Origin of the sequence: Chryseobacterium angstadtii (assembly GCF_001045465.1) — a bacterium.
In the GTDB taxonomy this organism is placed as follows: Bacteria; Bacteroidota; Bacteroidia; order Flavobacteriales; family Weeksellaceae; genus Chryseobacterium; species Chryseobacterium angstadtii.
This window is the reverse complement of sequence record NZ_LFND01000003.1, coordinates 883,623-895,951: the sequence shown is the minus strand read 5'-3', so window position 1 is coordinate 895,951 and position 12,329 is coordinate 883,623. Positions and strand designations below refer to the sequence as shown.

Sequence of the window (12,329 nt, the reverse complement as noted above, 5' to 3'; positions counted from 1 at the left end):
TACCATGAAAAGAATACTATTGCTCCTCTCTGCAGCGGCATTGATAAGCTGTACTACGGAGTCTGAAACGGAGTATATTCAAAAGAACCCTGAACCTGAATTTCTGGCCGGAATTAAAAACAAAAAAGAGTTTTTCTTCAAAGTTGTGAATGATCCTGTGGGCAATGGATTTAAACTGGATTCTACCGATAGCTTTAATCGTTTTTATTCGAAAATTGACAGAAATCCTAAAAAGAGCATAGCGCTTATTATTCCGCTAAAATATTCCGCTAAAAATTCATATAAAAACAAGTCTACTCCCGGTGCCATGTACTGGATTGACTCACAGGAATATACCGGATGGTTTGGTCACGGCATGCCTTATCCCGGCGGGTCCAGAGATATTATCTGGGCGGATATAGATAATGGTTTGGAAATTCACGGTGGTGTTTTTATTTACAATCCAGGACAGGCAGGTTATTCGGCAGATAAAATTTGGGGAACCGGACTGTTTAGCCCTGATGGGCTTGGCTATCTGGATTGTGATGATTACATAACAGATACGCCTTCCGGTGATTTACAACACTTCCATTTCTAATAAAAAAGCCGTCTCACCAATACAATGAGGCGGCTTTCTGTATTATTTAGGGAGCTGTGGAGCTCTCATTTTATACTGATAACTATGAAGTGTTTTCAGAAAATTTTCAAGGTCTGTAAGTTCAGTATCCGTAAGATTCAGCTTTTCCAGCATCCCTGATTTTTTCGGGGCCAGCGGGCTGTCTCTGTTTCTTTTTTCATTAGGCATTCCTGCGTTGTACATATTCAGAACTCCTCTGATGTTGGGAAAAAGCCCGTTGTGCATATAAGGTGCGGTCTGGGAAACTTCTCTCAACGTAGGAGTTTTAAATTTTCCTACATCTTCATTTTTCTTACTGATATTGTAAAGCCCCAGATCTTCATATTCTCTTCCGAAATAGGTAAGGCCCAGATTATGAAACTTCTGATCTGAGAAATAAGGGGTATTATGACAGTTGATACAGTTCGCTTTCGTTCTGAACAAATGCAGGCCATTAATTTCAGAATCAGTGAATGCCTCTTTTTCTCCCCCTACAAATTTGTCGAATTTTGATTTCGGGCTGATAATCGTTCTTTCAAAGGTGGCAATAGCTTTTACGATATGTTCTTCCGTAATTTTATCATCTCCGAAAGCTTTTTGAAAATACTCTCTATACCCTTTGATCTTGGCAATTCTTTTCACTGCCAGTCTCGAGTGAAGATTCATTTCTACAGGATTTTCTATCGGGGCTTTGGCCTGCTCTTCCAGACTTGCCGCTCTTCCGTCCCAGAAATATTCCTTAGCATAGATAATATTCAGGATGGTAGGTGTATTCCTTGTTCCCTGCTGCCTGTCGTGACCATAAGCCACTCTCCTTCCGTCTGCCCAAGCCAGTTCCGGATCATGACAATTGGCGCAGGAGATCTGCCCGGATTTGGAAAGCCTCGGATCGAAAAAAAGTATCTTTCCAAGCTCTTCTTTATCTTTGGAATAAGGATTGTCTTTAGGAAATTCAGGTTTAGGCAAAGATCCTATGTCCTGAAAACCTTCTTTAGCCTCATCAAACAAATGAGGTTTCGGCCAGAGCTCGTGATTTCCGCTTCCATAAAGGTCTCTCAGTTCCTGACGGGTGTAGCCTTGGTAAACCTTCCCAAAACTGGAAAATGTATATATTGCTGATATTACACCTAATAGTGCAATAATTCTTTTCTTCATTAATAATAAAAATTTATTCCAAAATTAAAGTACCGATTAACTTTAGTATTTAATAAGCTTTTATAATACTGATTATCATTATTTACAAAAAAAGTCTGGTTAACACCTGCATATATTTCGTATCTCACTTTTTTTAAATCCAGCAGATACTTTAGCTGCATACCCAGTCTCATCTGGGTTGAAGTGTCATAAGCATTATCCGGTTCCACTATATTTTTCACAAAAACATTAGTTTGGTTGCTTTGATACGGAAGATAATCATACAACTTATTAATTGGTAAATATAATGATTGCGAAACATTCACTCCAAGCTTTTGGTTGGTTGCTATTCTCAATTCCTTCTCCGCATTAACAACGTAATCAAAATAACTCAGTTTCTTATGCATTACGACAGAAAGATCCCGAATATCCTGATCTCCGAAGCCTGCTTTAATGCCTATTCTAAACAATTCGTTTTTAGCATTAAAAGTCGAAAAATAATTCTGAAACTTGATCTCCGTATTGTAAGCTCTATATGATGTATATAAATTCTGATAATCATAATTCATGTCTTTCTGATCTTCGAAAATAAGATCAGAATTCCACTTCCATTTGCCTAAATTCCCTATATAATTAATATAAATAATGTTCCTGTCTGTTTTTAATCCTGTGATTTTTAGTTTATCCCTATAATACTGCAATACATTATTTTCGTCTCTACTCTGATAGATATTCCAGAAAAACATTCTGTCAATATAATATTTGTTTTCATAACCTACAGTAAGAAATGACCTGTCAGATATAAACCTATATTCCAGTCCGTAAGAAATTCCATCATAAGCATATTCTGTATTTTTATATCCATCATTGTAATAATAATTCCCATAACCTTTATTAAAACGGATATAGGTATCATAATTACTTGGGGCATTCAGCTCCGTAATGTTATAAATAATATCAGATTCTTTTTTCCTATTAAAATAAGATCCTTTTACAAAAACACCGTGCTTTTTGAAAATATAACCGATTTTAGCTTCTGCTTCATACTCAAAATTACCAATTTCGGGACGTGGATCAGAATTGGCATATGCTTTTAGGAAGCTTCCTTTTACCCCTGCTGTCACAATTAAATTTTTAACCGGCTGATAAGCAAGTTTACCTTCTATGTGATAATTCTGCTTCATCCAGTCGGATTTTCTCGGAGCATAGAAATAAGAAGGATTGGAAATATAATTTTGATCTGTAGTTCTCTCATCCGTTAAGATATAAGGAACATCTTTCTCATCAATTCTGTTCACATCCAGCTTTCCTGAAAGAATTACATTTTTATTCAACTGAAATACTCCTGCTGCTCCAAATCCATACTGTGTAGATTGACCTGGAGTTTGTACTCTTTTAAAGTTAAGCTTTTCTGTATTAAAATATATTGCCGTTTTGGTAAATTCTAATGGAAGAGAAAATGAAATTTCTGGGTTTTGAAGTCTTAGTTGCTGTTCAACAGGATCAATATTAATGCTGTCCAAACTTTGAACCTGGGCTCCAATCGAAGGGAAAGTAAAAAAACAACAAAGACAAAATACTGCTTTTGTCTTTGTTATTGAAATATGCTGTATCATTTTATTGGGCATATCCTTTTGGATTTGCTTTAATTGTTACAAAATCATTTGATGAGTTATTAGTATCCTGCAAAATCACTCTACCACTCACTGTATTTTTAGTTTTACGGATTACTGCCTGTGACGTATAATCTCCAAATGCTTCTCCTGCCGGGTTTTTTATATAAGCTAGGCCTGCATCAATATTATCAGGAAGATCCTTAGGTGCTGTTAAAGTTTTGTTAGTAGTATCAACTCCATCCATAATTACATTTTTTGGTATACGCATAAATAGCTTTCCTGCTAAGTCTTTAGGATTCGGAATTTTTATATAATTATTGATTTCAGCATCAGAAACTCCATTAAAAATTACAATAGCTGGTCTTGATACAAGGTTTAAAATCCAGTCGTTACCATTACTCCAAAATACAACTTTCATATCCGGAACTGCAGGGTTTTGAACATCAGATCCAAAAACAGATCCTCCATTGGCAACTAAATAATCTCCCAAATAAGTTTCAAATTCTGCCCCACTCAGATCTACTGTTAAGCTAGGATCCTGAATAGATACATTTTGTCCATTGTTATTGGTATAAGGAGCTTTATGGTTAATTGCTGTTTGTGCAATAACAAAGCTTTTTCCCGGTTGAATTGGGTAATCTGTACCAGATCCAGGAATTTTGAAAACAGAGGAGGCATATACATAGTCTGTATTTGCCGCACTTCCTATACTATTTCCGGTGGATTTACTCCAGTCATATTGCCCGTTTGCCTGTGTGTAAGCAGCAACTGTATTATTGGTATTTCCTTCAAGTATAGCTACATATAAACCATCAGCGTATAACACCTGATTAGAATTATTATGAATTTCTACAAACTGATCTCTAAAAAGAGCTCCCACTGAATTACTTGATCCTGCGTAATAATATTGTTTAACTACAAAATCTCCCACCCTTCCATTGGAAAGTACAATTGTTGCAGAACTTACATTAATGTTAACACTTATTTTTTGCTGAGAACCATTAAAGTTAACTTCAGACTGGTTTGTTGAGATTCCAAAAATCTGATAATACTCTGAAGATGTTAAAGCAATATTGGCTGTTACATCGTAAGTTCCCGGAAGTACTTGAGCTAATTTCAATTCTCCATTAGCATCTGTTTTTCCGGTAACCGTTTCTCCCGTTTCAAGATTTTTTAAAGTCACATTGGTATTAGCCGCTGCTATATTTCCTACTGAAGGATCGTATTTCACCTGAATATTGAAGGCTACAGGAGTGAGATTGTTTCCTCCTACAAAATCATCATCCCGACATCCGGTAAGGAAAAGAAGAAATGCCATCATTAAAAATAAAACTTTTTTATCCATGCTATAATTCATTATTTTATTAAAATTTATAAGAAAGATTACCCCCAAAAGAGATAGGAGTAAAATTGGTATATGCATACCCATTATTGTTATACACTTTCAGATTAAACATATTGTTCAAATACACCGAAATCCTTATACCGCTTAGAAAATCTTTAGTAACCCGTAAATGAAAATTATGGAAAGTCCTTCCATCCAGACTATAAACTGATAATGGCTGAGCATTCTTCATAGACTTTATAGTTTGATTGTTAAGGTCTGCTGTAGTTACTTCATGTCTCACCAGATTCTGGTCAAGATATGCTATGGGAAGTTTATCTCCTTCTGATCTTCTCTCATCTAAAAGAAAGTGATCCGTATTCAATGAAATAATCAATCCGGCTTTCGGAATATGATAATCCAACATAAGCCCAGCTCTGCTGAGTTTTGAAATTTGTTGATATGGGCTGAAAACTCCATATGCAACCTGCGGATCCTTTATCGTGGACTCGGCTAATGTTTCAACAGTTTTGTTACTTTTAGTTTCTACATAGCTTCCTTTTACTCCAATGGATAAATTAAGCATTTCAATTTTTTTGAAATTCAGTAACATCTCCAAACCTTTATCTACAGAATCATAGCCATTGGTTTGTAAAGCCTGAATCACTCTATATTGTTCAGTTCCCAAAACCTGGAAAGTAGGTAAAGAAGTTCCCGAAACAGTAACATCTACCTTTGCTTTCTGAAGTTCTGCAATATTCTGATATGTTGTAAAACCATCATATAATCGATTATAATAACCTGTAATTCCTGCGTTCACAAAAGGCAACCTCCAATCAAAACCTATCTCAGAGCGCCAGCTTTTGGATGGTTTAAGGTCTATATTATTAGCAGGCGTCACTAAAGTCTGTACAATTGCTACAGAATATACCCCCGGTAAACGGTAGTCTCCTAAAAGCAGATCTATATATCTAGGTCCTGTATACAACATACTTAGAGAAGGAGCTTTCGTAGATAGTCCTGTTCCCCCTCTCAAAGTAAAAATATTATTAAAGCTGTAAGAAGCATTAAGTCTTGGAGAAACCGTGGAAGCTTTATTTTGCATATCGTATCTCAATCCTACATTTAGCAACAAAAAATCCTTGTTAAATTTTTTAATAATATTGTCCTGAGCATATACTGCAAACTGAGACATAGAAAATACATTATCTCTGTAATTGTAATCTCGGGTTCCATCCGACTGATCTCCTACACTGGATAACCCTGCAAATTGTCCTACAGTTCCCGATCTTCCTTTCCCGAAATTATCATTGTAACGGTAATTCAGACCAAAAGAAACATTATGAATCCATTTATTTTCGGTTTTAAAAACTGAATTGGCATCTATGTCTGCAAAAATGTTGAAAGGCTGCCCATCTACATAAATGCTATTGAAATATTGTGGAAGTGTATACTCGCCATAATACACACTGTCTGTAAGTGCTGTTCCATAAGGCCTTCCCTGAGAGTTTATAAAATTACGTCTCATTGAAGACTGTTCAGAGTAACTGACTCCAAAATTGGAATTGATACTTTTTATAAAAGCATTATCCTTAAATCTGTAGCTGCTGTTATTGCTTAAAGAAAAAGTTTTATTGCGGGCCTTGATATAAATTCCGTTATATTCATCTTCTCCAGCCTGACCTTCATTTAGATCAGTTGAAATATTTAAGCCTAATTTATTTTTCCATCGCTTCGATTTCCCAGATGTAGACCACAACATATTTCCAGTGTATCTTTCATAGGTTACATCAGACATTCTGGGATCTGCTTCGGAATTCATATAATTAAGAGAAACGTTGATAGCATCTCCTCTTTCATTAAGGCGGAAACCTTTACTTGCGCCAAACTGGTAAGTCCCTTCCACAATAGATGTAAGTAGTTGTAAAGGTCTTTCTCCTGCTTTTGTTTCCACTTTTATAAGTCCGGATGTAAGATCTCCATATTTCGCGTCCGGAATTCCTGCAATTACTTCTATCTTTTCTATATCATCGGTTGGAATCTGGCGAAGGTCTATCCCATAATTGGCTTTTGCTGATACAAGATTTCCTTTGTTCGTAGAGATTGAAAAAGGATAAGTGATCTGGCCGAAAGGATCTCCATAAGGAGAATTGTAATTCTGCATATTCCCATTATTACTAACTTCCACATCATTGATCATTAACTGGGTCCCAAATGCTTTATTTCCAAAATCAGAAGTATTTTCACTTGTTCCGATAACAGACTGGCTATTGGCTGTACGGAATATAATATTTTTCATCTCCGTATTGCTAATGGGCTGAATATATTGCCCAGGGAGCTGCTGAAGTACATCACCTATTGAAAATGCCTGTATTTTCTGTAATGCCTCTTCTTTAATTTCTATTTGAGAAAAGTTTTTCTTTTTGGCAGCCAATGCAATTTCTCTGATACGGATAGATGCAGCCTGCATCTCTACCGTTATCATATCAGTAGGAAGCGTAACATATGTTTTTCTTTCTTCTAAAAGACCTGATCTTGAAAAAACCAGTGTCTCATCTGCATTATAATTGATCTTAAATAACCCTGAATTATCAGTTAAAGCCCAGATTCCAGTGTTCTCAACACCGACCTTGACTCCCGAAACAGGCTTCTTACTGTCCGCTGCTACTACAATTCCGGTCACAGTCTGGCCACTCACGGAAAGGATAACAAACTGAAAAGCAATCAGTAATACTCTTTTCTTCAACTTTAACAATTTTTGGTAAAATTATTTATAATTTTTCTAAATAAAAATAAAATTTTAAAATTTTTCATGATTTATTTCTTCACAAATTAAGGAATTATTTAAAAAAATAACATTCTAATTATAATAATAAAAATTTGCCTTGTCCTATTCCGCTTTAAAATCGATAAATACTGAAATATTATTACCAATAAAAAAGGAGAAGCAATTAATGCATCTCCTGTAATTTATCTAAACATATTATTTTATGGAGTTAAAATTCTCCTGACTGTTTTAACAGGATCATTCAATTCCCAACACTCACCATTATTAACAGCTCCTTTAATTGTTATTGTATTGAAATGTAAAACTATACCTGTTAATGTAATAAAAAAGATACGCTCTTTATTTTCAGGATCTACCATAAACATTGGTGCCGTATACACATGATTTCCACATTCCTGTTCTGCTGTACCATCACCAAGATATTCAGAATTGTCAGCAAACCAATACCAGCCTAATTTAGCTGCCTTAGATTCATTATCTGCTGTATTAACATATAAAACTCCTTTCCCTTGATTAACCAGGTATTCATTAGCAGATAGAATAAATTTTTCAGTTCTTTCTATTCGTCCATTATCATTTACCTCAACCAAATTTTTACCGTTTAATTTTAATGCAGAAACGTCTAGTGTTTTACTTTGTAAGGGAATTGTTTTTGCATTATTTTCAGTTTTAGAAATTTCTGAGTCACTTTCACATGAAACATTGATTATTGTTAGTAGACTTAATAAGCCTACAACTAAAAATTTTCTCTTCATAATTATAATTCTCGTATATGAGATAAATTTATATATAATTTTTCTAAATAAAAATATATTTACTCATTCTTTTAATGATATTTATCAATACAAATAACATAATAAAAAATATTTTTCACGTCAGCATGATTTATATGTAATTTTAAGTATGTTTGTGCTACAAATTTTAAAATAAGAACATGAAAAAAACTTTAAATTTAGCCGCCCTTTTTATAACAATGTACATTTTGAATTCATGTAATGATGAAAAAATTGTTCCTGAAGAAGTTTCTTTAGAACAGACTATGCAAGTTTCTCGAATTGGTATTTTAGATGACAAGCTATCGATAAAGGAAAAAAAAGAATTATATAAAACTTTATTTGCTAATCCTGAAAAATTTGGTTTCAAAAAAGCGGTTAATGATTCTCGTTTTGATTATTTTAATAGAAAAGGGTATATAGTATATTTAAGAAAATTACCTAATGTAAAAGAAGAAAATATCGTTATCTCTCAAAATATTTCTAAACAAAAGAAAACACCTAGTAGTTTCTTTGTTTTTTCTTTTAATTCTATATGTAGTGGAATTGCGACTGAAAATGATCCTACAGAGAATGCTGTAGATGATGATTGTATTGATTCTTATGGTGGTATTATTAATTTAGATGAAGTAGGGAGTGATTATATAGAGGCTTATGAAGTAAATGGTGTTACAAGTAGACCATTAGGACAGTGGGTTACTATGGAAGCTGGAACTTTTTCTGGAGGTGGTGGAACTTTTATTCAAGACATAGCTGAACAACTTCCAGATGGCTGGATTTCAATGAATTATTAAAATACAAAAAGAGAAGCATTTCTGCTTCTCTTTTATATTTTAAGACCTTGCTACAAAATCCATGAGCTCCCTTTTACTGTTTTCAAAATCAAAGGCATCGTACACCAGAAAGAATTTGTTTTTATCAACACATTTTCTGTACATTGATTTAGCTAAAGTCAGTTTATTTTTATCAAAACTCATATACTTCACGAGATCCCTGATCTGTGCCGAAGTAAATAAAGTAGTCCTCATCTGCTGGTTGATTAAAGCCAGTTTCCCATCATCGAACTTTTCTTTTTTCTGCAGCATTTCAAAAAACTGGCGGAATGTATTATTATCCATCACATTGTCATCATAAAATCCATTTTCAGGATGATTTCCGTACGGGTTGTTCCAAACGTCATTCCAGTCGTTAAATCCGTAAGTCTGGCTCTTTACAGGGTACATATCCAGCAGATAAAGGCCTTCATTTGTGAAAAAGTCCAGTACCATCCGGTTATTGTTCCGGATCATTAAAGTGGTTCTGTACATTAAAAAACCATTTTCGTAAATGGAAATAGGGACTCTTCCTGACTGCAAATCGAAAAACCGGTATTTCCCCGAGCCATTTGAAATTGCCTGATCACCTACTTCAACCGTAAAATAACCTTGTTCCGGAATGCGGAGAAAGACTTCTGCATATCCATAATTCCGGTTCCATTGATAGTTGGAGTTTCCTGATCTGTTATTTTGATTCTGCTGATTACGGTATTTTGACTGATCAAAGATCCTGGCATTTGTTTTTGAATTTCCTGACGACTGCATTTCAGTTACCGAGGCCTCATTCTTTAAAAGTTCTCCTGCTTTCCCTGCTTCCTGAGCAAACGAATGTATTGCTGCAAAAAAGACTAAACTGATAAAAATCTTCTTCATAAAATAAATTTATTAGGTCCAACTCCATTTTTATGCCAAAAAAAAGAGAAGCATACACTTCTCTTTTTATTATTTAAATTTTTAACTCTTTCAATTAAAAATTAGATATGAATAGGTCTCTTACCTGTAGCATCCAATGCCGCTTCTTTAATCGCTTCAGCATAGGTTGGGTGAGCGTGAGAACTTCTTGCAATATCTTCAGCACTTGCACGGAATTCCATAGCAATTACTCCTTCAGCAATAAGATCTGCCGCTCTTGCTCCGATAATGTGCATACCTAAAACTTCATCTGTTTTTTCGTCTGCAATGATTTTCACAAGACCATCAACATCACCACTTGCACGGCTTCTTCCTAAAGCTCTCATTGGGAAAGAACCTACTTTGTAAGCCACTCCTTCTTCTTTTAGCTGCTCTTCAGTTTTACCAACTCCGGCTACTTCCGGCCATGTATAAACAACTCCAGGAATCAGGTTGTAGTTGATATGCGGTTTTTGACCAGCCAATATTTCAGCTACTAAAGTTCCTTCTTCACTCGCTTTATGAGCAAGCATTGCTCCTTTGATCACGTCACCAATCGCGTAGATATTCGCTACATTCGTCTGTAAATGATCGTTTGTTTTTACTCTTCCTCTTTCATCCAGCTCAACACCTGCTTTTTCAAGGCCAAGACCTTCTGTATAAGGCTTTCTTCCTACAGAAACCAAACAGTAATCTCCTTCTACAACTACCTCCTCTCCTTTTTTATCTTTAGCCGTAACTTTTACAGTATCGCCGTTTCTCTCAACAGCAGAAACCGCTGTAGAAAGCATAAACTTCATTCCCTGCTTTTTAAGAACTTTAGTCAGCTCCTTGCTTAGAGCGCCATCCATTCCAGGAATAATTTTATCCATAAATTCTACCACTGTTACCTGAGCTCCTAATCTTAAATAAACAGAACCTAATTCAAGACCGATTACTCCACCTCCGATTACCACAAGGTGTTTAGGAATTTCTTTAAGGTTTAATGCTTCAGTAGATGTGATCACTCTTTCTTTATCAAGAGAAATGAAAGGTAGTGAAGACGGCTTGGAACCTGTTGCAATGATGGTATATTTTGATTCGATGGTTTCTGAAGAACCGTCTTTTTTGGTTATTTTGATCTGAGTTGCAGATTCAAAACTTCCTACACCTTCAAAAACAGTGATTTTATTTTTGTCCATCAAAAAGTTGATACCTTTCGTTGTCTGATCTACCACTTCGTTTTTACGCTCGATAATTCTTGCAATATCAGCTTGGGGCTCATTAATAATGATTCCGTGGCTTGCAAAGTTATGTTTTGCGTTTTCGAAATGTTCAGAACTGTCTAAAAGCGCTTTTGACGGAATACATCCAACGTTAAGACAAGTTCCGCCTAAAGTTGAATATTTTTCAATAATTGCTGTTTTGAAACCTAATTGAGCTGCACGGATAGCAGCTACATAACCTCCAGGACCAGAACCGATTACGGTAACATCGAATTGACTCATGTTTTTATATGAATTTGTTTATTATTATCTTTCTTAACTCTCACAAATTTACATATAAATTACCAAGCACCAAAGTGAGTTTTATCAATTTTGAAATTGATTATTGAATCACTAAATTTTGTATAGTCATATTATTTCAGCAGTTTTATATTCTCTTCATTGCCTTCTTTCAAATAAATGGCAGTAAAAACAAGTTTATTTTCTGCTGATGCATTATCAAAATGCAGGATTTTTACATTTTTAGGTTCATAGAAAGCTTCTCCTTCATGAAGTATCACTTTCGGCTGACCTTCTATCTGAAAAACGGCTTCACCGGAATTTATTATTCCTAAAACGGGACAGGGGTGCAAATGTTCCGGAGCACTTTGCCCTGCAGCTATTGTGATCTCCTGAATCTCTGTGGATTTTACTTTCTGATCAATTGCAGTTTTTAATAATTCTTTTCTGGAGATTGACTTCTGCTGAGCCATCATGACAACAGTATTCAGCATCAAAATAACGATTATAAATGGCTTCATTGATTTGATATTTATTTTTATTAAATCAGCATAAAATACTAGACACTCAACTTTCCCTGTCCAATAGTACCTGTACTTTCAAAAAACGAACCTCCATAAACATACCATTCAAGACTTTCTAAATAATCAACTGCATTTTCAGGGGTTATCTGTAAACGGTCTTTTTTCGAAACGATTCCTTTGTACCATCTTCCTGATTTGGAAAAATGTTCAAATTCAACGAAATAACGAACCCATATTCTTTGACAAAGTTTACACTGTTGAATTGTTACTTCTGCGTATCTTCCGTTTGTATGGTCTATGCCTAATTCAGAACTTCTGTATTCAGTATAGTCCGAAGTCGGTTTTTCACAAGCACATCCAATTTTGGGAATTTTATTCATTGATG

The 12,329-nt window shown here is 35.0% G+C and carries 11 protein-coding genes; 2 read left to right on the top strand and 9 right to left on the bottom strand.

The window, feature by feature from the left end; genetic code table 11:
- The first annotated feature begins 4 nt into the window (after window positions 1-4).
- Window positions 5-577 carry a hypothetical protein gene (locus ACM46_RS11860; RefSeq protein WP_048506841.1) on the top strand — a complete coding sequence of 191 codons (573 nt, stop codon included), beginning with the start codon at window positions 5-7 and terminating at the stop codon, window positions 575-577.
- Between the two features lie 42 nt (window positions 578-619).
- Here the strand turns inward: ACM46_RS11860 and ACM46_RS11855 are convergent, their stop codons facing one another.
- The 5 genes from ACM46_RS11855 to ACM46_RS11835 form a co-directional block, all read right to left on the bottom strand.
- Window positions 620-1,750, bottom strand: coding sequence for a cytochrome-c peroxidase (locus tag ACM46_RS11855; RefSeq protein ID WP_048506840.1), 1,131 nt, complete (start codon window positions 1,748-1,750; stop codon window positions 620-622).
- A complete protein-coding gene (locus ACM46_RS11850) occupies window positions 1,750-3,252 on the bottom strand; it encodes a DUF6850 family outer membrane beta-barrel protein (RefSeq protein ID WP_131707583.1) in 1,503 nt (500 codons plus the stop codon). Before ACM46_RS11850 ends, ACM46_RS11855 begins: the two co-directional genes overlap by 1 nt.
- 94 nt (window positions 3,253-3,346) lie before the next feature.
- Window positions 3,347-4,690: a DUF4876 domain-containing protein gene (locus tag ACM46_RS11845; RefSeq protein WP_048506838.1), complete on the bottom strand. Its 1,344-nt coding sequence runs from the start codon at window positions 4,688-4,690 to the stop codon at window positions 3,347-3,349.
- A gap of 19 nt (window positions 4,691-4,709) precedes the next feature.
- Entirely contained in the window at window positions 4,710-7,415 is a 2,706-nt protein-coding gene (locus ACM46_RS11840) for a TonB-dependent receptor (protein WP_053082697.1), read from the bottom strand.
- A gap of 242 nt (window positions 7,416-7,657) precedes the next feature.
- Window positions 7,658-8,212, bottom strand: a complete 555-nt coding sequence (locus tag ACM46_RS11835; RefSeq protein ID WP_048506837.1) for a hypothetical protein — start codon at window positions 8,210-8,212, stop codon at window positions 7,658-7,660.
- A gap of 179 nt (window positions 8,213-8,391) precedes the next feature.
- Between ACM46_RS11835 and ACM46_RS11830 the strand changes: the two genes are divergently transcribed.
- Window positions 8,392-9,024 (top strand): hypothetical protein, encoded by a 633-nt coding sequence (locus ACM46_RS11830; RefSeq protein WP_048506836.1) that lies wholly within the window; start codon window positions 8,392-8,394, stop codon window positions 9,022-9,024.
- A gap of 39 nt (window positions 9,025-9,063) precedes the next feature.
- Here ACM46_RS11830 and ACM46_RS11825 read toward each other — a convergent pair whose 3' ends face one another.
- From ACM46_RS11825 to ACM46_RS11810, 4 genes are all read right to left on the bottom strand, one after another.
- The gene (locus ACM46_RS11825) at window positions 9,064-9,918 is read right to left on the bottom strand and encodes a proline and serine-rich protein 1 family protein (protein WP_048506835.1); all 855 of its coding nucleotides are present in this window, start codon (window positions 9,916-9,918) and stop codon (window positions 9,064-9,066) included.
- 101 nt (window positions 9,919-10,019) lie between these two features.
- The gene (gene lpdA, locus ACM46_RS11820; RefSeq protein ID WP_048506834.1) at window positions 10,020-11,423 is read right to left on the bottom strand and encodes a dihydrolipoyl dehydrogenase; all 1,404 of its coding nucleotides are present in this window, start codon (window positions 11,421-11,423) and stop codon (window positions 10,020-10,022) included.
- A gap of 131 nt (window positions 11,424-11,554) precedes the next feature.
- Window positions 11,555-11,941, bottom strand: a complete 387-nt coding sequence (locus ACM46_RS11815) for a cupin domain-containing protein (protein WP_083997392.1) — start codon at window positions 11,939-11,941, stop codon at window positions 11,555-11,557.
- Between the two features lie 38 nt (window positions 11,942-11,979).
- Entirely contained in the window at window positions 11,980-12,324 is a 345-nt protein-coding gene (locus tag ACM46_RS11810) for a hypothetical protein (RefSeq protein WP_048506832.1), read from the bottom strand.
- Between the last annotated feature and the right edge of the window lie 5 nt (window positions 12,325-12,329).